The sequence below is a fragment of the Bacteroidota bacterium genome (assembly GCA_026391695.1).
GTDB lineage: Bacteria > Bacteroidota > Bacteroidia > Bacteroidales > JAGONC01 > JAPLDP01.
In genome coordinates this window covers 1-24,820 of record JAPLDP010000023.1, presented here as the reverse complement: position 1 = coordinate 24,820, position 24,820 = coordinate 1, and the positions used below count along the sequence as shown (strand labels likewise).

The 24,820-nt window shown below is 40.4% G+C and carries 15 protein-coding genes and 2 tRNA genes; 8 read left to right on the top strand and 9 right to left on the bottom strand.

Going from position 1 to position 24,820, the window contains the following annotated elements; translation table 11 throughout:
* Nucleotides 1–21 precede the first annotated feature (21 nt).
* The gene (locus NT175_02070; protein ID MCX6233497.1) at nucleotides 22–7,176 is read right to left on the bottom strand and encodes a T9SS type A sorting domain-containing protein; all 7,155 of its coding nucleotides are present in this window, start codon (nucleotides 7,174–7,176) and stop codon (nucleotides 22–24) included.
* Between the two features lie 351 nt (nucleotides 7,177–7,527).
* Here NT175_02070 and NT175_02065 point away from each other — a divergent pair, with 351 nt between their 5' ends.
* Together NT175_02065 and NT175_02060 are read left to right on the top strand one after the other, a co-directional pair.
* Nucleotides 7,528–8,088: a hypothetical protein gene (locus tag NT175_02065; protein MCX6233496.1), complete on the top strand. Its 561-nt coding sequence runs from the start codon at nucleotides 7,528–7,530 to the stop codon at nucleotides 8,086–8,088.
* A gap of 39 nt (nucleotides 8,089–8,127) precedes the next feature.
* Nucleotides 8,128–8,322, top strand: a complete 195-nt coding sequence (locus tag NT175_02060; GenBank protein MCX6233495.1) for a hypothetical protein — start codon at nucleotides 8,128–8,130, stop codon at nucleotides 8,320–8,322.
* Here the strand turns inward: NT175_02060 and NT175_02055 are convergent.
* Nucleotides 8,315–9,751, bottom strand: coding sequence for a hypothetical protein (locus tag NT175_02055; GenBank protein ID MCX6233494.1), 1,437 nt, complete (start codon nucleotides 9,749–9,751; stop codon nucleotides 8,315–8,317). The genes NT175_02060 and NT175_02055 overlap by 8 nt on opposite strands.
* Nucleotides 9,752–9,762: 11 nt before the next feature.
* Nucleotides 9,763–10,311, bottom strand: coding sequence for an RNA methyltransferase (locus tag NT175_02050; GenBank protein MCX6233493.1), 549 nt, complete (start codon nucleotides 10,309–10,311; stop codon nucleotides 9,763–9,765).
* Nucleotides 10,312–10,437: 126 nt separating this feature from the next.
* On the opposite strand from NT175_02050, the gene mutS reads away from it, so the two are divergent.
* Entirely contained in the window at nucleotides 10,438–13,086 is a 2,649-nt protein-coding gene (mutS, locus tag NT175_02045; protein ID MCX6233492.1) for a DNA mismatch repair protein MutS, read from the top strand.
* 147 nt (nucleotides 13,087–13,233) lie between these two features.
* On the opposite strand, the gene NT175_02040 is transcribed toward mutS, so the two are convergent.
* Nucleotides 13,234–13,608 carry a four helix bundle protein gene (locus tag NT175_02040; GenBank protein ID MCX6233491.1) on the bottom strand — a complete coding sequence of 125 codons (375 nt, stop codon included), beginning with the start codon at nucleotides 13,606–13,608 and terminating at the stop codon, nucleotides 13,234–13,236.
* A gap of 263 nt (nucleotides 13,609–13,871) precedes the next feature.
* On the opposite strand from NT175_02040, the gene NT175_02035 reads away from it, so the two are divergent.
* Both NT175_02035 and NT175_02030 read left to right on the top strand, forming a co-directional pair.
* Nucleotides 13,872–13,947 (top strand) — tRNA-Gly (locus NT175_02035).
* Nucleotides 13,948–14,182: 235 nt separating this feature from the next.
* Nucleotides 14,183–14,266 (top strand) — tRNA-Leu (locus NT175_02030).
* Nucleotides 14,267–14,344: 78 nt separating this feature from the next.
* Here NT175_02030 and NT175_02025 read toward each other — a convergent pair.
* Together NT175_02025 and NT175_02020 are read right to left on the bottom strand one after the other, a co-directional pair.
* The gene (locus NT175_02025; protein ID MCX6233490.1) at nucleotides 14,345–14,893 is read right to left on the bottom strand and encodes a hypothetical protein; all 549 of its coding nucleotides are present in this window, start codon (nucleotides 14,891–14,893) and stop codon (nucleotides 14,345–14,347) included.
* Nucleotides 14,894–15,129: 236 nt separating this feature from the next.
* Nucleotides 15,130–15,531, bottom strand: a complete 402-nt coding sequence (locus NT175_02020; protein ID MCX6233489.1) for a tetratricopeptide repeat protein — start codon at nucleotides 15,529–15,531, stop codon at nucleotides 15,130–15,132.
* Nucleotides 15,532–15,930: 399 nt separating this feature from the next.
* Between NT175_02020 and NT175_02015 the strand changes: the two genes are divergently transcribed.
* Entirely contained in the window at nucleotides 15,931–16,704 is a 774-nt protein-coding gene (locus NT175_02015; GenBank protein MCX6233488.1) for a DNA/RNA non-specific endonuclease, read from the top strand.
* Between the two features lie 425 nt (nucleotides 16,705–17,129).
* A complete protein-coding gene (locus tag NT175_02010; GenBank protein ID MCX6233487.1) occupies nucleotides 17,130–18,608 on the top strand; it encodes a T9SS type A sorting domain-containing protein in 1,479 nt (492 codons plus the stop codon).
* 161 nt (nucleotides 18,609–18,769) lie between these two features.
* Here NT175_02010 and NT175_02005 read toward each other — a convergent pair whose 3' ends face one another.
* Both NT175_02005 and NT175_02000 read right to left on the bottom strand, forming a co-directional pair.
* Nucleotides 18,770–21,214, bottom strand: coding sequence for a DUF5916 domain-containing protein (locus NT175_02005; protein MCX6233486.1), 2,445 nt, complete (start codon nucleotides 21,212–21,214; stop codon nucleotides 18,770–18,772).
* Nucleotides 21,215–21,219: 5 nt separating this feature from the next.
* Nucleotides 21,220–22,119 (bottom strand): hypothetical protein, encoded by a 900-nt coding sequence (locus tag NT175_02000; protein MCX6233485.1) that lies wholly within the window; start codon nucleotides 22,117–22,119, stop codon nucleotides 21,220–21,222.
* A gap of 324 nt (nucleotides 22,120–22,443) precedes the next feature.
* Here NT175_02000 and NT175_01995 point away from each other — a divergent pair, with 324 nt between their 5' ends.
* Entirely contained in the window at nucleotides 22,444–23,181 is a 738-nt protein-coding gene (locus tag NT175_01995) for a tRNA 2-thiocytidine biosynthesis TtcA family protein (GenBank protein MCX6233484.1), read from the top strand.
* Between the two features lie 15 nt (nucleotides 23,182–23,196).
* Here the strand turns inward: NT175_01995 and NT175_01990 are convergent, their stop codons facing one another.
* Nucleotides 23,197–24,516 (bottom strand): T9SS type A sorting domain-containing protein, encoded by a 1,320-nt coding sequence (locus tag NT175_01990; protein MCX6233483.1) that lies wholly within the window; start codon nucleotides 24,514–24,516, stop codon nucleotides 23,197–23,199.
* Between the last annotated feature and the right edge of the window lie 304 nt (nucleotides 24,517–24,820).

The window sequence follows — 24,820 nt, the reverse complement described above, 5'->3', positions numbered from 1 at the left end:
TGAATATGATGAATTTACACTTTATTCTTTCACAATCCGGAATGAAGAGACCTGTTGATTGCTGCTGTTGGACAAATGTATAAAATAAATCCCACCCGGTAAGGAGTGAAAATCCAGCTCCAGAATCTTAGAATTCAGGTTCTGTATGGTCATCACTTTTTCACCGTATGCTGAATATACGGTGATGTCAAGGGATAAAGACATGTAAGAGCGGATGAAGACTTTATCATTTGTAGGATTTGGGAACACTTCAAAGGCAGTGGGATATTCGTCGATACCTACATCAGTGATAGCAAAGAGTGTAAAAGGATTACCTTCCATATTAATTTTGCAATCCTGTGTAATAACCTGGTCTCCAATGAGTGTAAGCGTGAAAGTATGTCCTTTGCGATTACACAGATCTACTGTATCAGGATAGAGGATAATACCTGTGGGATCGATTTCAAAAAAATTGTATTCATCTGCCCAGAGCATTTCTCCGGCTGTATTGTCAGTCAGCGTATATATGCTCTGTATGTTGCCGGTATTGATTTCAGCACCGGACTGATGGATCATTCCCTGGAAGAAATGAATCACCAGTGAGTCGCTGCAATAGAAAAATATTGTGTCCTGTTCTGGGGGCGGAAAAAATGATACGCCCGGTAAGGTGCATTCAGTCAGGATATTAACCTGGAGGATTTTTTGCTCCACAATATTGCAGTGTGTATCGGTACCGGTATACCGGACTGTAAAAAACAAGTCAGATGCTACGGGATCAATATGATTGACAATAATCGCAATACTGGTTTCAGTTGATTCGGAAGTATCTAATGTTACACCATTCATTTCGATAATCTCCCAAATATAGGAGTAATTGTCAGGTTTATCCAGTATAGTGGCGGATATCTCGAACCTAAATGGAATATAATTGACAAAATAGTCATCACCCGAGGGAGTCTGATTGATCACCTGGAGCGCTGGAATCCGGAGTTTTTTAACATTAAGCTCTCCTATACCGAAGCCAAAGCGCGATGGTATTTGATTGGTGTCTTCGACCAATAATTTAATGTAAGTCTTACCGGGCGATATATCCATTGGCATAGTAATCAGGTTTGTATCACTAATTAAAATTTCATCATCAGGTAAGAACCAGAAATAGGTATCCCATTTTTCGGGATGTTCCGGACATGTAAAAGTGTATACATCGCAATCCTGCATGGCGAGTACATTGACTGAAAGAGTATCATTAGGTTCACAAAGGATGACCGAAGATCCATCAGGATTATGAGGTCCTCCGGTCATACCGACATCATTGCGCAATGTGCCGCATCCTATCGGCTGGTAATTGTCATTGTAGATAGATGACGGATCACCCTGGTCAACAACAGGCTGGTCACAATCGAACGTATAGCAGTTTGGCTGGAATACCACCACACTGTCGAAATTGTTGTTGGTCCATATATCTGCAAAAACCAGGTCGGAATAAAAAGCTTCGACATGCTCGTTGAAATATCCGGGTTCGTAATCTAACTTTAAGCTATTCTGAAACAGTGAGTTGACGATATTAATTTTATTTTGCTTAGAGAAAACGGATTTATTTTCACCGCTGTTAAGGAACGTGCAATTTTGAACAGAAAACTCATGAGGTACCGAGAGGGATGATTGCTGAAAATAGGCCGAACCATCATCAGGATTTTCAGAGAGGTTATTATCGAATATGCTGTTGAAAAGTATGGATTGGATACCCTTATCATAAAGATAAATAGCCGAACCGTAATATTCACCTGATTGATCTAAATTGAAGCATGCGTTTTCGCGGAAGAGGTTCCGTTTTATATCAAGTGCATAATTTGATAATATAGCACCTCCTTCACGTGTTTGGTTTTTATAAAAGTAATTGTCGGTAACATTGACTATGTCATTATAAGCGGCGCTATTGGAAATATCAATCGCGCCGCCATTGTTAGCTGAAGAGCAATATTGAAAACCATTCATGCGGATATCACCCGTCCGAACATTATTGAGATAAATTGCTCCACCATTGTGAAGTGCTATATTGCCCATAAAGTCGTTCCTGTTGAGGTCAATGGTTTCTGTTTGATCGAGATATATCCCTCCGCCGTCGCTGGAAGTATTGCCATAAACATCTGCCGAGGTCAATGTAAAAGTGTTGATGAGGGTGGCATATATGGATCCTCCCTTGCTTACGTTATTTGTGCTAAGATTTTGATTTGCTGAAAAAATATTACCGCTTAATTCTTCGCCAATGATGACATCGTCAAATTGAGCAATGAAAAGTCCTCCTCCTTTTGTACCTGAGATGTTTTGGTAGAAACTGCATCCTTTCGCGGTTAGGGTTTCCATTTCATTATTTCCGGTAGCATATACCGCTCCTCCTATATCAGATGAACAGTTTTGAAAACGACACATGTCGAAATCTGTGTATAATGTGGTGTCCATATATATAGAACCGCCTTTATCAATGCTTTTCATGTGGTTGAAATTGTTATCGACGCAAGCAAGGGTATCAAGTCCCGAGATATAGACAGCTCCTCCTTGTAAGGGTATTTCAGAAAATGACTGCGTGTTTTCGAAAGAATTGCCTGCAATATTTAGTGTTCCGGCGCGGATACTATTTTTTATATAGCCCATTCCACCACAATTTTTAGCCGTTATATTTTTCCACGTATTGTTGTCCACAACTCCATGCCGGATCCCTTTACCTGAAATGTTCAATGCGCCGCCATTATTGAAACCATGGATTTCTTCCAGGTCATTTGATGCAAATATTATATTCTCGATAAGAGCATCATTGGAAAATATTGAAATAGCTCCTCCGTCGGCGTAAATATCATCATCAGTGCAGGTTAGATGATTAAATACATTATTTTGAATGGTTGCCGTTCCGATCCCGGCTGATGTCAGATAAAATCCACCTCCTGAGCCATTTACGGTGAGGTCATGGGTATTGTTGTCATTGATTTCCAGTAGGCTGACGAATGAAGGGGTGGAACAATACATAAATCCTCCCGGTCCGCCAGTTATACTTTGTAAGGATGTTCCAGCAATATCATTGCTGTTTACAGTGATATTTTGCTGGACAATCGCTGTATTGATAAAATCGGATTGCAGGAAGACACTTCCACCACCTGTAGCAGCATAACAGTCGGTGAATTGGGCTTTTGTGACAGTGACATCTCCAATAAGACCTGCAGCATGAGCATATATACACCCACCTTGTTCTCCGGCAGAACAAGTGTTAAAGTAATTGGTTTCTCCTGTAATAGATGAAATGATTTTCATTGCAGTAAGGTCTTTTGCACTTATCAGGCAAAGCACACCGCCGTTATCATTTTCAGATTTCAAATTCTGAAATGAATTACCTTCCACCACTAGAGGACCCATATCGGATACCTCAACGTACAAAGCACCACCGGCCTCCGTGGCATATATATCCTGGAAGGTGTTCGTACGAATTATCAGGGAGTCCAGATATGCCGGTGAAGAATAATACAGGAATCCACCCGATCCTTGCGTTAAGGATTGTGAACCATTACCGGATACTGTATTGGTTGAAACATTTAAACCCTGAGTGATGGTGCTGGGATAGGTATGATCGGAGTGCAGATAGAAACTTCCTCCCCCGTCACCTGCATAACAATTGGTGATATTGTTGTTCTGAACTATGACATCACCGATTAATCCCTGTGCATAAGCAAAAATACATCCTCCGGAGCCGCTGCTGTGACATGACCTGTAAATATTGGCTACGCTTGTCAATGAGGAAGTGATATAAATTCCGGCAATATCTTTGGAGCTTGAAATAAACATTATTCCTCCATCAGCTCCCTGACCCTGTTTAATTGCTTTAACATTCTGGACATCATTAGATTTCATTTTCACTGGCCCTATTCCATCAGCAGCGATGTAAAAAGCGCCACCGGCACCCGCAGCGGAAATATTCTGAATAGTGTTCGACGCCAGGGTGATTGTTTCCAAAAAGTAGGAAGAAATATAGTACAGGAATCCGCCCTCACTTTCAGAGGAATTTTGTAATGCCGAGCCTGTGATGACATTACCTTCGATGTGCAGGCTTTGAGCAAGTGAACTCATGGTAGCATTATCGGATTGAAGGAACAAGGAGCCTCCTCTGATACCAGCGTGAGATTGATCGAAGATAGCACCCGCAAGGATAACAGGTCCAATCAATCCGGCAGCCCTCGCATAAATGCATCCGCCATTATCTGCACTGTAACATTCAGTGAATATATTGGTGACTGCCGTGTTATCAGGGATAATTTCAATACCGGTAATGTCATGGCCACTGCTCAGATATATTACTCCTCCGTCGGCTGCTGTATTGCCTTGTGTTCCGATATTCGTAAAATCATTAGATTGGAGTGTCACTGGTCCAAGATCAGCAACGGAGACAAAAAATGCACCTCCCTGGCCGGCAGCCGTGATATTTTTAAGCTGGTTAGAAGTGATAGTCAGAGCATTTAATGTCGACGGAGAAAAATAATAGAGATATCCACCGGATCCTCTGGTTTGTGTATTCCCATTCAAGGCATTGAGAGTGCTATTGGTGACGGTCAGATTTTGATTACGTACGTTTTTAAAAGCGCCACCGGAAGTGAAATAAAAACAACCGCCGCCGAGAGTTGAGCTGCAATCTTCACAAACTGCCTGATCTATAAAAATATCACCTATCAGTCCGCCTGCTTCTGCATATATGCAACCCCCATAACCAGTAGTGGTACATGAGTTGAAGTAATTTTTTATGCCCGGCTGACCGACCGATAGGGTAATACTTTCAATATCCTGTTCACTGATCATGCACAAAGCCCCGCCATTTGTCGCATCACCGGTATTATTATTTGATGTATGATTGAAACTATTACCTTCGATGAATACAGGTCCAATATCGTATGATGAAATATAAAATGCCCCTCCTGATCCCGCAATGGGCAAATCAAACATTTCATTTCCAGTGATAGCAATCGAGTCGACGGATGCCGGCGAATAATAAAACATAAAACCGCCGGGTCCATCGTATACTAATTTGTCAGCCAGACCTCTGACTTCATTATCCCGGACAATGATATTCCGGATTTTACCGGTCATATTGTTACCCCCGGTAATATAAAAACTCCCTCCTCCATTATCAGCGGAACAGTTTGTAAATATCCCACTTCTTATATCAACAGTGTTAACAGTGCCATTTACAGCTTTCACATAAATACATCCTCCATTACCTGTATCCTCAACGGAACTGGCAGAACAGACGTCGAATATAGCCGGTATTGTGTTGTATGGCAGGACCTGAAGACTTTCGACATCGGTGGCGCTTGAAAAATACATGACTCCACCATCACTTTCGCTGTTGATGATTGAAGTGTATGAACCTGCCTGTATTCTGATGTCGCCAATATGGTTTGCATCTACAAAGATACCGCCGGGAGAGCTAGTGTGGATTTCCTCAAATGAGCATTGCTGTAATAAGATATCCTGAATATCATGACGAGCTAAAAAATAAAAAATGCCCCGGTTGCACCTTGCATACTCCGAATTTTTAATTTCAATCGTGGTAGTACCATTCTGCTGGTCGCTGCGATCTTCAAAATGAATAACCCGGTTATATTTATTGACAATCGTTTCATTGAAATTGATATCTGTGATCGTATCATTATAAAATCTGATGTTTTCAGGCAATCTGTATGCAGAATAATAAATATAGCTTTCTGTTTCAGTAACATCCGGATTACCCATCACGGTATTATTAACCGACTCAAATTCACTGATGTCATGTATTCCTTCTGAGTAGAAATAAATACACCCGCCATATTCTGAAGCTCTGTTACCGGTAAAGGTGTTATTATAAAATCCTGAAAAATTTAAATCACCGTTAAATGAAACTGCCAGACAACCTCCATGAAGCGAGGATGATTCGTCAATGAAGGAGGAATTTTTTATTTCTATTGAGTCAAATTGATTGAGTATATTGATAAATATAGATCCCCCCTTTTTAATAGCATTATTATGACTGAATTGGGTTTCACTGATCTTGAACAGGCCATTTTCTCCGACATTCTGAAAAAAGATGGCCCCACCATTTCCGCTTTTATCATCATCAGGTTCGAAGATGCTTGAATTACTTGTAAATACGTCATTTTCGGAGGTAAAACGGTTCGAATTAATGTAAGCCATTCCGGACTTGTAACCTTGATTACCGGTGAATTCGTTGGATGAAAAAAGTATCTCATAGCTCTTGTCAACATAAATTCCTCCGGATAAGGCACCTGGATTTCCACAACTCTCAATGGTATTATCCAAGAAATTTAAAGTGAAATCTTCATTGTTTTCAGTAATTAAAACTGTTGTACCATCGGGATGACCTTTATTGATATTGTTAAAACTATTCTGGACAATACGGACATTTTCAATCAGATAATTACCGGAAATAATAATGCTGCTGTTGGACTGTTCTATACCGTTATTGTCGAAAACATTATTTTCAATGTTAACCGTCATTAATGCGACACGGTTATCTTCGATGATGATGGCATTTTGATATATAGACGAAAATGTGTTAGTCAGGACATTGAAACTATTTACAACCTGGTTGGTAGATAGATTTACTGCCCAGTAGCCAGTTATATTATCAAAGTAACAGTTCTGAATGAGGTGGACTGGAGAGTTGGTGCTGAGGGTGATAGCCATCTCACATTCCTGGAATGTGCAGTTTTCAATTGTTTCAATTATATGCTGATTAACTTTAATAGCCCCAAATTTTGTATTACCAGGCCTGTTGTGAACGTTTTCAAAACGACAAAATCTGATATCAGATTGATCTGGATTTAATGCACTTTCGGTATCAAATGAAATTCCATACCAATAAGTGAGCGGATTTTTGCCAATGAATATAATAGAATCCGTACTTGTACCAATTGACTGAAGAGAACCAAACACATTCAGATAATAATTTCCTTGAAAAATGACTTCTACCCCCGGATCTATTATTAATGCGCTATCTGTTGGAAGTGTGATATTGCCTTGGATGTAATAAGGTGAATTGCCGGCTGTCCAGTGACCAAAAACATCACCTCCCGGTATTTCTGTTCCTTCTTGAGCTTTAATATCAATAGTAAAAATTATAATCAATAAAAATGATAGAGTGTACCAAACGAATTTTTTCATAGTTATTCGACATTGAAAATTTTAAATTGTAATCATTAAAATTTATGTAATTTTTAAAGTCACATTATTCGTCATAACCTTCACATGGTTGCTGATTCAGGATGATTTAAATAAGATTTTCTTTATAAATCTTGAGTTATGTAAGATATAAAAAAATTACATATCATTCTTAATAATGCAAATTTATTCATTTAAAACGAATATTAACGTTTTATTGTCAACAAGTAGTTCTTTTAAACCCACATTATAACCTCATTAATGTGTAATTTCATCCGGTATAAAGGTTACTTAGCCAAGTAGCAAAATCAACTACAGTTTTTATTTTTACCGCATTATGTAAATCATTGAGGCATGGCGCAACGCAGGAGGAAACCGGTAACCAGGGCCAGGAGGAAGCCTGCCAGGTCTGCAGGCCGGAGATCAGGCCGGAAAAAAAGCCGGAAAAATGAAATCAGGCTTTTTTTTACCGTTCTGGTTTTGAGTTTAATTGCTATATGGATATGGAAACCTAAGTTCTATGTATCGTCATCCGATTTTATCAGACAAACATATAATAATCTCACCGACAAACGGGATTCAAGGGGCGTACCCGTAGTTCCTCCGGTTGTCATGCGAACCCACAATAACTATGCAGCGGACATTGACAAACTAGCAGCCCAGTTTAATCTTTCTCCCGAATATCTGAAGTCGCCGATCATCCTGGAATGTTCGGGTCAGAAAGATGTGAAACCAAGGTACGAAAAGCATATTTACCGGTACCTGTCAAACGTCAGGGAAAAGAAGCTTAACAAGTTTGAGAATATCACTTATTCACATTTGCAGGATGCCACGGATGAAGCCCTGAAGAACATGGCCCGCTCATGGGGACCCTTCCAGATCATGGGCTATAAATGCATTTTACTGGACATATAATTAAAGGATCTGCGTGGCGAAAATGCCCTCTACTGGGGTGTGAAATGGATTGATATGACCTATGGTGATTACATCCGGAAGGGACGCTACAAGGACGCTTTTCATATACATAATACCGGCGACACCTACCCGGTTGCCGGCCCGCCGAAGACCTATGATCCGAAATATGTTGAGAATGGTTTAATGTATATGAAATACTTTTCGGCTTATCGTCCGGAGATTGGCCCTATTTGATCAGGTTCTGAAATTCGGGACTTTGTTTAAGATTTATGAACTCCTTATCATTCGCGGCCACTTCTTTAAATGAGGAATCACCGCTGCAGGCTTTGCCAAGGTTTTCAAGAAGCGCAGAGGTGTTGCCTTTTCTTGCAGCCATAACAGCCGTGAGGTAATACTTTTCAGCACTCTCACCGGCACATGACAGCATATCCTGTGCTTTACCAGTATCATTCATCATAAGCCAGGCAAGGGCGGCATTATAAGCACAGGTTACACCATCGAATAATATGACAGCTTCCTTATATTGCTCTTTGGCAAGGGCAATGATCCCCGTATTATAGCTTACATCGATACCTTCTTTGACGGCCTTGGTAAAATACACCGAAGCTTTTTCAGTATCCTGGTTTCTTAAAGCAGCAACACCCATGTTATTCAGAATCGTACCATTATCGGGGAAGAGGATGAGAGCTTTGTTGAGGTAAATAACTGCCCTATCAGTCAGGCCTTTGGTCAGATAACAACAACCAACATTGTTGAAGGCTTCCCATTCATTCGTAAAATGGTATGCTGCATATTCATATAAAGATAACTTTGCACTGTCGTCACCAATAATTGTAGCAGCATACATCAGCTCTTTGTAGGATAATTTTCCGGGATCGGCGGTGGCCAGATGCAGGATCTCCTGATCAGATCTTTCAGGCTGATAGCAGGTGACGATTATACTTACCCTCCTGAGCTGCGGCAGCACTTTTTCATCCAACTCTTTGTAAACCGCAGTCATGCACCTGATCTCTTCTTCCCTTTTAATCAGATCGGACTGAGTGCGGATGATGTTTTCAATGGTGACTTTTTCTTTGATGTTGAAGACTTCGAGCGATGTGATCAAACCATCCCAGTCTTCACCTTTTGCCTGAAGATCAAATAGAATGTCATCCTGGGTCCTTCGTAGTGCGATCATCGACTTATCTTCTTCAGCCAGTTTTTTGAGAAGCCCCAGAATGTACTGCCTGGCAGCTTCGGCCCTTTGTGCTGAAAGCCTTTCATTTGCTGTGGTCGAACCTTCCGGCGATGTATAGGCTCTGATATCTATGGTTTTAATTTTCCATCCTCTCTTCAGGAAATCAGTGAATTCCGTGATTTTATCTCTGGTCACCGGATTCTGGTTCAACGGCAGATTAAAATCGAGATCAGTGCGGTTTACTGTAAAAAATAAAATGAGCTCTTTGCTGATGACATTTCCTTTTTTGTAGTCAGGATTGGCCATGATTATCTTCTCGGTGTGGAGGATCCTTTTTGTCGGAATAAATGAGCCATCAGCCAGTTTAGCTTTATCAATCCCGATGTATTTTGATGATTGAGGGTTTCCCTGACCATCCGACAGATATGGAAGTAACACGGATGAGGCCAGAAAGATAATGATGAGCATGTTTGTTTTCCTGTGCATAGTTGAATTAATTACAAGTGATGTTGAGCAGTCATGCCATGTTTTGCAACGAGGTCCCATAAGACAATGCCGGCGCTGACGGCGATATTGAGAGAATGTTTAGTGCCAAATTGCGGAATCTCGATGCATCCATGGGCTAAAGATAGGACATTGTCCTGCACGCCGGTTATCTCATTCCCAAAAATAATTGCCAGGGGTTTACCGGAGTCGGGTTGAAACTCCCTCAGTGCGATGCTTTCATCGGTTTGCTCTATGGCATAGATCGCATAGCCTCTGGATTTGAGGGCGGCAACCGAATCGACTGCTGTGGCGAAATAGGTCCAGTCGACTGAATCAGTGGCGCCCAGCGCGGTTTTATTGATTTCTTTGTTGGGTGGTGTGGCGGTGATGCCGCATAAATGGATGCACTCAATCCTGAATGCATCGGCTGTCCGGAATATGGAGCCCACATTATACATGCTCCGGATGTTATCGAGGACAATGATGATGGGTATCTTGGGTGCTTTTTTGAAATCATCCACCGACAATCTGTTCAGATCAATATTTTGGAGTTTTTTCATGTATCTGATTTACATCTGAAAGGGCAAAAATAGATAAAATTGCTCTGTTATTAATTATTGAAAAAACGACTTTATCACCAGACATTATTATAATTAAATTTGAGCGGTTTAACACACATCGGGAGCATGTTGGAAAAGGAAAGCCACGATACATCCGTCACGCCATTGATGCGCCAGTATAATGCCATCAAAGCCAAATACCCTGATGCTCTTCTGCTTTTCAGGGTAGGGGACTTTTATGAAACATTTGGTGAGGATGCCATCCGTACGTCGAACATCCTTGGCATTGTCCTCACGCGGCGTGCCAATGGCTCGGCTACTTTTATCGAACTGGCAGGTTTCCCTTATCATGCACTGGATACCTACTTGCCTAAACTGGTTAAAGCAGGTCTCAGAGTCGCCATCTGCGACCAACTCGAAGATCCTAAACTGACAAAAAAGCTCGTCAGGCGTGGTATTACGGAACTGGTCACCCCCGGTGTTTCATACAACGACCGGATTCTGGAAACAAAAGAGAACAATTTCCTGGCAGGGATTCACCAGGGACCAAAAATTACAGGGATATCATTCCTGGATGTGTCAACAGGTGAATTTTATATCGCACAGGGGGCTGTTGACTACATTGATATCCTCCTCCAGACTTTTAAACCCAGTGAAGTCCTTGTCCAGAAAAACAGGCAGGTGGAATTTGCTGAGCATTTTGGTGACAGGTACTATATTAATACCTTCGATGACTGGGTGTTCACCATTGATTTTGCCCAGGATATACTGCTGAAACATTTCGGCACCACGTCGCTGAAAGGGTTTGGCGTGGATGACCTGGAATATGGCATTATCGCTGCCGGCGCTGCAATGCATTACCTTGCCGAAACACAGCACGATAAGGTGCAGCATATCTGCAAAATATCGCGAATAGAAGAAGATAAGTATGTGTGGCTCGATAAATTCACTGTAAGAAATCTCGAGCTACTGAGTTCTCCAAATGAAAACGCCACAACGCTTATTCAGGTCATTGACCAGACCATATCACCTATGGGATCGCGGATGCTGAAAAAATGGATTGTTCTTCCTCTTAAAGAGAAACAACCTATAGGAGAACGCCATGATATTGTGGAATACATTATCGGGACTCCGGAATTTGGGGATGTCCTGCGACAGAATATCAAAGTGATCAGCGACCTGGAGCGTTTGATATCCAAAGTGGCCATGGCACGTATCAGCCCCAGGGAAGTCATTCAGCTAAAAAGGGCACTGAAAGCCATAGCCCCGATAAAACAGGCATGTGCCGGTGCAAAGGAGGATGCACTGCAAAGGATTGGTGAGCAGTTGAATCCCTGTTTTCTGATGATTGACCGTATTGAAAAGGAGGTCAATCCCGACCCTCCGGCATTAGTCACCAAGGGTCAGGTTATCAGGGACGGGATCTCACCTGAGTTGGATGAGCTCAGGAAACTGGCTTATGAAGGTAAGGACTACCTGATAAGGATACAACAGCGCGAGATTGAACGGACAGGCATATCTTCTTTAAAGATAGGCTTCAACAATGTCTTTGGCTACTACCTGGAAGTCACAAATGCCCACAAGGAGAAGGTGCCACAGGAATGGATACGAAAGCAAACACTGGTCAATTCAGAAAGGTACATCACAGAGGAACTGAGGGAGTATGAAGAAAAGATCCTTGGCGCAGAAGAAAAAATACTGGCACTGGAGGTGAAACTTTATGATGAGTTGATATTTGGCTTGTCGGAGTATATTGAACCTGTGCAGCTTAATGCCAAACTTATTGCCCGCCTTGATTGCCTGCTCTCTTTTGCCGTATCTGCCCAGAGATATAATTATGTCAGACCGGAAATCAATGATACCAACGTCATTGATATTAAAGACGGCCGGCATCCGGTCATTGAGCAGCAGTTGCCCTTAGGTGAAAGATATATCCCCAACGATGTTTACCTCGACACAGAGCAGCAGCAGATCATCATCATCACCGGGCCGAATATGTCGGGAAAGTCGGCTTTGTTACGTCAAACAGCGCTGATCGTACTCATGGCCCAGATGGGGGCTTTTGTCCCGGCCAGCTCTGCCAAAATCGGTATCGTTGATAAGATTTTTACCCGTGTTGGTGCATCCGATAATATATCATCCGGTGAATCGACATTCATGGTCGAGATGAATGAGACAGCCAGTATTCTCAATAATGTTTCCAACCGCAGCCTTATTCTTCTCGATGAGATTGGCCGCGGCACCAGCACATATGACGGGATATCGATAGCCTGGGCCATAGCGGAGTATCTTCATGAACATCCGCTTTTCCGGCCCAAAATCCTTTTCGCCACGCACTACCATGAGCTAAATGAGATGGCTGCCTCATTTAAGAGGATACAGAACTACCATATTTCTGTCAAAGAGATCAACAACCAGGTCATTTTCATACGCAAGCTGCAGCCGGGTGGCAGTGAGCACAGCTTTGGCATTCATGTTGCCAGGATGGCCGGCATGCCCCATACTGTGCTGGAAAGGGCTGGAGAGATGTTGCATATCCTGGAAAAGACGCATAGCGGGGAGGAGATTGGGAGGCAGTCGGCGGTCGGCAGTCGGCAGTTGGCAGTTGGCAGTGAGCAAGCGGAGGGAGGAGGTTATCAACTAAGTTTTATACAATTGAATGATCCGTTGCTGGAGCGGATAAGGGATGACATCCTGAGTACCAATATTAACACCCTTACACCTGTTGAGGCATTGATGAAGCTGAATGAGATCAAGAAGATGCTGGGGAAATAGTCGGTAGTCGGCAGTTGGCAGTCGGCAGTCACCAGTCGGCAGTCGGCAGTCGCCAGTCAGCAGTCACCAATCGGCAGTCGCCAGTCAGCAGTCGGCAGTTTTTAAACACCAGTCATCAATCGACTGTCGACTTCTTAAGCCCGACTCTTATGATTTGATCTGATATTTTTCAGGATGCTGGATCATATAATTTAGCATCCTGCCTATTTCATGGGACCTTTCAATCAGTGCATTATATTCAATGACTGATATAAATTTACATGCAAGGGCAAAATCTAACCAAATCTGGGTCTCAGTGTTTTCTATATCTGCATCTGAGATTTTACTGATAAAATATGGTATATATTGCCGTTTTCGATAAGCTTCACCAATATTAGAACAGATCGATCTTGTGGATCGTCGTATCTGATCGCAAAGTGAATATTTTTCTTCATTTGGAAATGAAGAACTCAACCGATAAATATCCATAGCAAGAGCAAAAGCTTTCTTGTAGACAATTAACTCTTTGAACCCCGTTTTCATTTGTACCTTGCTTTGTTTATTTATCCTTGTTTTATCTAATTGTTACCCTTTTCTTACTCAAAATCTATAATAATATTTACAAGCGAGTAAAAAGTCAGCAGTCCTTAGTCGACTGGTGACTGGCGACTGCCGACTGCCGACTGCCGATTGGCGACTGGCGACTGGCGACTGCCGACTGCCGACTGCAGACTTGATCCAGATTCGAAAAAAATAAAAATTTCTTTCATAAAGTCGAAAAAATACTAAATTTGCATTCCAAAATTGCGGAAGTAGCTCAGTTGGTAGAGCATAACCTTGCCAAGGTTAGGGTCGCGAGTTCGAGTCTCGTCTTCCGCTCCAGAAGAGAAATCATCGATTCGGTATCCGGAAAATGGATGCCGATTTTTTTTACTGAAATATTTTAGACTTGGAATCGACAAAGAAATATGGGATATCGGATGCTATTTTTTAGAATTCTTACTATTTTTGTTGTTGTGAACCAATAATGATTGTCGATTGTCGATTGTCGATGTTCGATTTCGGTATTAAAATACCGTCCACACCCACACCACACACCCACACCCACACCCATGTAGCCCGGGTGGTGGAATGGTAGACACGAAGGACTTAAAATCCTTTGGCCATGGCGGCCGTGCGGGTTCAAGTCCCGCTCCGGGTACAGAAAAACCCACTTAATTGTTTGTTATTAAGTGGGTTTTATATTTGTAAGATACAAATAGGATACAAAATGTATGCTTCAATCTTTGATTAACTGTAAAATTAACTGTAGAATCAAGTAAAAGTTTATTGCTAATAAGATAAAGAATAATGATAATAATAATATAAAGATACCTCTGCTAATAACATTAGCAAATGGAATAATGAAAATTGAACCTAAAATAATGGTAACCGTATAGATTAATACTATCCGGGTTTTACTCATTAATGCTTTTTCAGAAATATATAGCATCTTATATTCCTGATAATAGTTATTAAATTTTTGAATATCCTTCTCTTTTACATCTGGACTCTCTTTATAAACTTTTAAAGATTCTTCCATACTTCTAAGTAGTTGAAAATAATTTCTGGAAATCATGTTTTTTTTCAAGTCGCCAATTTTTGAAGCAGGGAAAGAGACTCGAGTCTTTATTAGATTATCGGTTTCATCATAAAAATTTTGGGCTAAACCAGATAGTCTGTTTCTAAATAATGGTATTTTAAAAATTGCAAATGCCCCTAATAATGCCAATATTCCGGCTAAGACTTGTGCAATTGTGCTAAATGTATAATAAATAGAATTTTCCATTCATGAATAATTAACCATAAAAAGTTCATATAAAGGTAAATTAATTGTATGTCTTCTGCATAATCTGGACAAGCCTTAAATTTACTCCTAAAGTAGTCCACTTTTGGTTGAATATTTACAAGCCTAAACTACCAGTCCCTCCCTTAATCTCCTCCATTAGCTCATTTACTACTTTATCGGATATTAATTCTTTCATATTTTTTACTTCTGTAATGCAAGTTTTATAGAAGTTCGCATTATTGGCAAAATCCGCTTATGGCATCAGAAGCTCTTTTATCTCCTAATTCTTTAGCTTTTCTAAAGTCTATACATCCGCCATCTTTATCATCTAAAAATATTTTACTGGCACCTCTGAAATAATAAGCCTCTGCGTAATTTGGCTTAATCTCGATTGCCTTGCTAAAATCTTCTATGGCTCCTCTGTTGTCATCTATAATTCCCTTATCGACTCCTCTATTATAATAAGCCTCTGCGTTCTGTGGATTAATCTCAATAGCCTTGCTGTAGTCAGCAATAGCTCCGCTCCAGTCTCTTAATTTCTCTTTAGCGAGTGCCCTTTTAAAATAATCATTTTCTGGTTGGTTGCAACTTATTGAAATAATCAAAAAGCTAAAAATTAAAATAATTGTAGTTTTCATTTTTGATTGATTTAATGGTTTATCATCTGTTATTTTGGTTTGACTACCCCTCAGTAAATCGTTTACTATTCGCAAGAAATTAAATGTACCTTAGGGCATGGAATACCCCGCAGGCTATCGCGGAAATATACGGAATACCAAGTCAGACAATCATCGATATTATTGAAAAGTTTGCCGGGAAAATCATGAGTCCAGACAAATATAATTCAAATAAGAAGTCTAATAAATGTAAATTATTCGTATATTGGGGTATCTTGAACATTAATGTAAATATTAGATTATTAAGTAAGTTTTGATATATGTCCGGCGAATATTATCTGCTCATATTTTTGAATAAAAACTTAAAAGTATTAAAAATATACAACTTTACTTTCGGTAGTGAAATATCATTTTAATTAAATGAAAAATATTTTTACGCTTTGTTTAACAATAATCATCATTGGATGTGAATGTGATGAACCTGTTCCTGATCCCATCTCGACTAATTGTGATTGTTTACCAACATCAACAACTAATCAAATTATTAAACATACTCATTTTACACTTTCCTATTCAGAAATGGATGAACAGGCTGAATGGGTTGCATATAAATTGACGAAAGATATGGTTCAAGGAAGTTTATCAATTAATGATGATTTTAAAAGCGATCCCTTAGTGCTAACTGGCTCAGCATCCCCAAACGATTATACATATTCCGGATATGATAGAGGACATCTTGCCCCTGCAGCCGATATGAATTTTTCACAGATTGCTCTGTTAGAAAGTTATTACATGAGTAATATATCTCCCCAATTACCATCATTTAACGGAGGAATCTGGAAATTACTTGAAGGACAAGTAAGACAATGGGCTGTAGAAAATGAAGAATTATGTATTGTGACAGCGGGAATCTTAGATTCGATAATTGGGAAAATTGGTATAAATGAAGTAACTGTCCCAGGATACTTCTATAAAATAATCCTTGATTATAAAGAACCTGACATTAAAGCAATTGCCTTTATGTTACCAAACGAAAAAGGAACAATGCTATTAAGTGAATATGCTGTATCAATTGATTCTGTGGAACAATTAACTGGAATTGATTTTTTCCCAGACTTACCGAATAGTATTGAAATAGGCCTGGAAAGCCATATTGAGATAGACAAATGGGCATTTGAACCAAGGACTCCATAATCTAAAAGCCAAAGTAATGGTCAAGATAACAGGGAGCCACAATTCCAACTTATCACTCAATTATATTCCCCTTGTATATTCTTTTCGTTTGTTGGTTTTTCTGGTCTTCCTGCCATACTGGGTCTATGTATTTTGGACGAATTTTTATGTTTCTGTGGCTGCGATGAAATAATCTATTTCCGCACAAATGCAAATAGCCCTGTACGCTTCCCGTTATTAGGAACGGTTGAAGTTTGATTCAAAATTTTTCTTCAGACCAAACATGTAGACTATTAAATGCTACATTTGTCGCAAGGATGAAGACATTCTGGTATTTTAACCGTTCATACTGGTACTGTGTGTAGTAGTAAATTTTTTTTCGGTGGATTAAACGTTCTTCGTCTGTTTTTATCTAATAGGTCAATCTCGACTTAAATTTCTTTATTATGAAAAATCTTCACACTTTTTCCGCAAGTACAGTAAAGATAATCCTTTGCGCATTCATCATATGGATGGCAGTCGGTGCTTTTAAAGTCAGTGCCCAGAACCCATGTGTGCCGCAAAATCTGACAGCTTCTGAGATCACAGCGCATTCGGCAGTTCTTTCATGGGAAGGAACAGAATGTCCTGTATGGGTCAGATACAGCCCGATAGGTGATACTAATTATCAATATAAGTTTGCACACAATCAATACAAATTTTTGCATCAGTTGATATCCAATACTGAATATGAATGGGCGTTGAATGTTTTCTGCGATGGGGAGTGGACAGGATACAATACCAGTTCAACATTCATGACCCTCATCGATACCGTAAGTTGTGAACCAACTAACCTGGCTGCTTCCGACATCACAGCCCACTCAGCTGTTCTTTCCTGGGAAGGAACCGAAGGTATTGCATGGGTCAGATACAGCCCTGTAGGTGATACGAATTATGTGTATAAGTTTGCACACAATCAACACAAATTTTTACATCAGTTGATATCCAATACTGAATATGAATGGGCGTTGAATGTTTTCTGCGATGGGGAGTGGTCAGGATACAATACCAGTTCAACATTCATGACCCTCATCGATACCGTAAGTTGTGAACCAACTAACCTGGCTGCTTCCGACATCACAGCCCACTCAGCTGTTCTTTCCTGGGAAGGAACCGAAGGTGTTGCATGGGTCAGATACAGCCCTGTAGGTGATACGAATTATCTGTATAAGTTTGCACATAATCAGCATGCATTTTTACATGCACTTGCTGCAGAAACCGAATATGAATGGTCAGTGAACCTCTTCTGCGATGGCGAGTGGACGGGATACAATGCCAGCGCGACATTTGTCACCCTGCCCGATACCACATCGCAGGAATGTATTCCTTATGATCTGCTGGCTTCGAATATTACTGAGAATTCTGCCGAGCTTATATGGTCAGGAGGTGGCATGATGACGTGGGTGAGATATGCCCCTGAAGGCGATACCAATTATACTTATCAGTTGACCTTTACTAATTCGGCTTTTGTGGAAGAGCTTCAACCCGGTACAACGTATCTTTGGGAGCTGAATACAAAGTGTGGAATGGGTTGCTGGAATTGGACCGGCTACATTGTATCATCGGTATTTACCACGGCCGGAGATACTGTTGGTGGCAATCTGACTGGTATATATAACAGGAACGACCAGATTATCGGCCAGGTAAATCTTTACCCAAATCCGGGAATTGACCATGTTCACCTCACATTTATTTCATCGCTGTCAGGAATATGCACCATTTCGGTTATGGACCTGACCGGACGGACACTCCTGACCATCGAAAGAGATGTTGTTGAAGGGAATAATGATATTCTTATTGATGGATCCCAGTTTGTTAAAGGAACCTACCTGCTGAATCTGAGACTAGGAACCTCACAGAAATGGATGAAGTGGATTAAGAACTAAATGATACAAAATGAGGCCGTATCAAAAGGATTGAAAATTGTTTTCTGACTTTGTGCTACTTTGTGTCTTCTTTGTGAACCTCTGTGTTAAAATTAATTAGATTAACCACAGAGGAACACAGAGGAATTCAGAGAGGAACACGGAGGACTTTTGAGACAGCCTCATCTTCTATTCTTTTTTCTTATATTCTGATAATCAATATAATACAGGATTTTAACTGAAAAGCTGTTTGTAGCAGGCGATGACAGAGTGTTGCTTAGATTCTCGAAATAAGCATGAGTGATTTCTGCACTCTCACTTGTATTTATGGCATTTTTCCAGACCACCGACAATTCACTTCCGGGCGCAAATTGCCATATATACGACATGTCGATGGTGAAGGCATTAAAAGCAAAATCTTCATCCACGGTAAAATCATTTATTAAGAGATGCCCATCCTTTTGCAGGTCATAGTACCTGTCATATTCTCCCCAAATCCAGTAATGCCTTAAGCGAAACAGCAACGAGGATGTGCTGGTGAATATATATCGTGCCGAAATGGCATTGGTAATCGTTGTAATATCCCTTCGCCCGAAAATAATGACCTCATTACCGGTTGCAGAAATACTGTCGGTTACATAGCCTTTATTATTATTATCTTTTGCAATTGCTATCTCCATGGTCACGAAAAACTTGTCATTAAAGCGGAGGCGGGGTTCAAGTGAGGCCGAATAACCTCTCTCATGGTCTTCTGTAGCTACATAATATGAAGCCCTCACATCGGTGATAAACCGTTTCCTGTAATCCGGCGAAAGAAAAATCGTAAAAGAATAAACCGGAGGAATTGCATAGTACCATCCATCAACGCGGGGTTCATAATAGTCATGCTCATCGATGGGGCGATAATAGGCATTCAGCATCACAAACAGGTAATTCCTGAAAGTGGAAATTGATTGCAATTCCATTCCGAAATCTGCGTATTTCCCCGGAGTATATAGCGAGGTGTAATTGATAGTGAAGGAATTTTGCCATTCCATCATCCGCCAGAAGGGATCGTATATATTATAACTGATCCTGATCTCATTATTAATGAAATTATTTTTGGGTAGAAAACCCATATCATTTGGATCGTACGTGTTGGTGATGAGTTCATGGCTCAGATTGAATGTGAAATTCCCGCTGATTTTACCAGCCTCTATTTTATAGCTGTATCCCATTTCAGGCTTTTGAGTTTTGCTATATTTCTGACTTACAATGAATTCACCACCTATACCATACGTATTATTTTTGTTGATAATACGGAAGTCAGTGCCGGTCACATTTACCGAGAACTTATCATGGGGTTTATAGACATTGGTATTAAAAAGACTGACATACGAATTATTTTTCAATGATTGTTCAGCGATAACCATATTATAGTTTGTAAATGGTTCGGTAAGGATTTTTCTGACATTACCCGACAGGGTGTCCATCACCTTTGCATAAGTATTTGCCGTCATGGCATTAAAGAATCCGGTGGCAAATCCTTTCCTGTTCTTACCGGTTATCTTGGTGGCATTAATGAGTTGTGTTTCTTCGGGTTTGGTGACCACCTTCTCATTTATTTCCAAGCTATCCGCAACATTATCATTGCCGGAGGGCTTGTCACCGATGCGCCGTGAATAAAAGACATCCCCTTTATCAAACAGTTCAGTGCCTTCCATAAAGAAAGGACGTTTTTCCCCGTAATAAACCTCAAATGGCGTGAGGTTGTATACAAGTTCGTCGGATTCGACCTGACCAAAATCAGGTATCAAGATCATATCAAGTGTATAACTATCATTGATGCCATATTTTATATCCATTCCTCCTTTATAGGAGTATCCCCATCCTGCATGTTGGGGATCCCTGGTCAGGTATCCTGAAACATAAGGTATCATGGCCAGCCTGACAGGAGGGTCTATGTCGTTAATGCCATAAAGTTCACCTGCCTGGGTATTAATTCCGGCAACTTTTTTGTCGACGGGATTCCAGGATGATGTCTCCCTGTAACGCCGGATGTTTCGAAAGATATTCACCCCCCAGGGCTTGTCATCACTATTTTTTGGAAAACGCAGTGCGGAATAGGGTATCTTCAATTCTACAAACCACCCCTCGGCGGTGATCTTCACTGCACTCATCCAAACCGCATCCCAGCTTTCGTCATCTTCCTCACCTAAATTCTTCACATCCAATTGCACTCCAGATGGTGTGACAGCAAAGCCATACGATACCAAAGCGTCATTAAAGGGATCGATGCGTATACCGAACCAGTCGGAATTATTGATCTCATCCCTCACGCTCATCTCTTTTAATATACTGTCGGGGGCGGTATCATAAAGTTTTGCTCCGACATACAGGGCCATATTATCATAGACGAAACGGACTTCGGAAAGCTGTGAGGCGGGTTGGCCAAAGTAGGGTTCTGTTTGCAGGAAACCGGTGGCAGCAGGCACCTCCACCCATACCGGATCATCCAGAACTCCATCGATCACAGGAGGTTCTGATACCCTTATGGCATAAACTTTCTTTGTCGTGTCCTGTGCTGTGCCATAAAAGCCTATAGATGTGACGAGAAGCAAAACCAGAATGATGACAAATCCCCGCATATTTTTCAAAATCCTTTCTCTTTACTGTCGGGAGGAATAATTATCCGGTCAAAGGCATCAATATATGAACCTGGCGTGGCATTAAATATCCTTACACTCAGAGTTTCGGCATAATATTTAAGATTAAAATAGCCCCGGAAAGTATAAATAAATTTAATTAACACTTCATGGAGTCGTCGTTCTCCTTTTCCCAATTTGTGCATGGGTTTAGGTTCTGAAATCTCTTCATCATAAAAGTGTTTCTGATTGACCAACACGCGGTTATTTTCATCAACACTAATTTCGGGTAGCCAGGAGTGGTCAGCGCCAAGGAGGTAAATTTCCTTGTAGCCTATGTTCAATGCAAGCAGTATGGTTGGAATCAGGACGTTATGGGGTCGTGGCATACCGAGATTCATCCGGTAAAACAGGTGGTTGGCCTTTCGTAAACCATCCACGGGAGTAGTATTGAAATAAACAACAGTGATATTCTTGTTTTTTGAAATTTCATTTTTCCAATAAGAAGATTTTTTTGCATGGTGAGGAATAAAAAAAGTCATTTTCCATGTAGTTTGCTGGCCTATTGTATCATATAAGAATTGATTATTTTGCCTGATCTGCTCAGGGACATTTTCCATGTAGCTCTCAGGAGCAGAATTAATATAATAAACCGGCTTCAGTTCCAGATAATATTTGGTGAGGGGAAATGATTTTACACAGAACAAATCCTTATCCTGTAGAAATTTCTTGTTTCCGGTAATACTATCATTCAGGGAATGCCCATTTCCTAATATCACACAACAGTCGTGTGGCCGTTGCACCTTTTTGATATCGGTGAAAAATTTTGAAAGTAATGCAACTTTTAAAAAGCTGATGATGGATTTGATCAGATCGAAGAGAAGTGTTTGTAAAGTGGCAAGTTTCATAGATAATTAGATATCTACCTAAAGGATACAATTTGATGGAGATGAACGTAAGCAAAATTAAGTGATTTTAACTGTTATAAAACAAATCCAAGCGTATAGATTTTTTGAGATTCATCGCAAAGATGCGTACTTTTTTTATTCTTTAACCACAATAGTCACAATAGGACAGATTAATAAGTTCTAATTTAAAATAACATCCAAATTCTATTATGTTCTGATGTGCCTGGTGTGGTTGATACACTCAAAATACCCAGGTACTGATTATTGCGTTATATTTGATCTTTTTTTAATAGTGGCCATTTAAGATGCAATATCTTTTATATTATGTCGGAAATCAATGACAAACGGTTTCTTGAAAAGGTCAGACAAAAGGCTGGTAAGGATATATTGACGTACGGCCTGATCACTGAGAATGACAGGATACTGGTGGGCGTATCGGGTGGAAAGGATTCATTGGCTCTTTTGGATATCCTCTCTTTCCGGCGGAAATTTCTGCCTGTACATTTTGATTTATTCGCTGTACATATCAGAATTCAAGGGATTCCGTATGAAACCGATTTGGAATACATTTCGGATTTATGTCAGGAACTCGATATACCCTTCTTTTCACAAGAAACCAGCATTGATTTGGAAATAAATCCAAAGAAACAACCTTGTTTTATTTGCTCCTGGACACGGCGCAAAGAACTATTTTATCTGGCTAAAGAGTTAACGTGTAACAAAGTGGCTTTGGGACATCACCTCGACGATATCATTGAAACATTATTGCTGAACATGATCTTCCATGGAGCCATTTCGACCATGCCTCCAAAACTACATTTGTTCAAGGGTAATATTGAGATTATCCGGCCTATGGCATTGGTTACGGATAAAGAGATGAGGCATTATGCAAAGATCAGAGGATACCGGTTACAGGAAAAGCCCTGTCCCTATTCTGAACTGACCCGCCGTGCTCAGATTCGCCATATCATTGAAGAGTTCGAAAAGATGAACAAATTGGCCAAAATCAATCTCTATAGATCAATGTCACGGATAGAAAAGGATTATTTACCGGAGAAATGACAAGGGGCTAAATGATTAATGATTGATGATTAATGATTTGGTTTTAAGTAGTGTTTTGTCACCTTTTTTAATGGCCAGCAGATAGATACCGGTTTGAAGAGTTGTGTTGATTTTAATCTTTTCACTGCCTGTGAAAGAGGTCTGGAAGATCAGGATTCCTTTCAGATCATATAAATACAAGGTGTGACATTCGGCAGGCGTCAGTCCGGTGCATTGAAAAACTGGGTTCTGATGAATAGAATTTTCAAGATAGCAGTTGCAGGCTTCGGGATGCAATTCACTTACCCCAAAAGAGTTTATTTTGTAAGTATATCTGAAACGCGAGTTATTATACCAGGATTCCTGATTCAGATCCCATTTTTGGGTTGTATTGTCAGTTCGGTACCCATCATTATCGTACATATAAAAACCCTGAAATTCATTGATCCAAAGTCCATTATTATTATCCCAGGTTTCACCAAGCCAATTTATGACCTGGTTTATATCATTATAAAAAAAATGGCGTAAGGTGCTGTTATCCCATTCTAAATGGGAATCATCCCAAATCCGTGTAAGAGCCTCAATTTGATTCCCTGCTGTATCATAGGTGAAACCGTTTATTCTATCGTTGATCCATTGCAGAGCCACCTGATTCCAGTTCTGGCTCAGGATGCTTGTCTGATTACCTACACTGTCATAGGTGTTCGTCTTGAGATTACTGTTTATCCAGTTTGAAGACGATGGATCCCATATCATGTAAAGGATTTCCGTGTCATAGTTCTGGATATCATAAGTGTACTGTGTCAGATCAGATGGCGACCACACATACATGAACGGATCCCACACTTCGCCGGTGATGCTGGTTATCTGACCTGAAGTATCATAAGAATAGGTTTGTTTTATGGAATTAACCCATGCCTCGACCATGCCCTCCCATGTCTGAAGTATCCATTCGGTGCGGTAACTATGGATATCATAAATGTAATTGTCCAGAGTTTGGTTGATCCAATCTTCGTTCAGTTCGTCCCAGTCCTGAGTCATTTCCAATACAAGTATATCACCCTCGTAGGTCAGAAGAACCTGAAAATAGTTCGTCCAAATAGATTTAGAGTCATCCCATATTTTTCTGATCCATTTTATCTCTTTCCACTCATCATCGTAATAATACAGATCGAGATACTTATTATCCCAGATGTTAGATAATGTATTCCATTTATAGGCCTGGGTTGTATCGGGTAATTTCTCAATGGGACTATAGGTGCGATTATTCACGGGCGACATTTCCCAGTCATTGGTCTGAGCATCAGTAACAATTAATTTGAAGAGTAAGATAATTGATACTGAAAGGATTCGCATACAGGTATGATTTTATTCGATAGGTCATAAAGTTAATCATTTTTCTATAAGGGTAATTCAAATCACGAATTCTAACCCCAGGTACGCATTATTGTGATGACCCTGATAATGGAGCTCCATGACAGGTAATTAGGAAATTTTTCTGAATTTTTATATGACCTTCTTGGTAAATTTCTCCTATAAATCCTTTCCAAGTTATAACGCCTTTGGTATGCGAGTTTCTCCTGCGAGCTTAGCCAAACGAATGATTGGCATTAACTCATGTCTGTGTTCTTAAAGTCCTTTTCAGGACATGTTGCGTTGG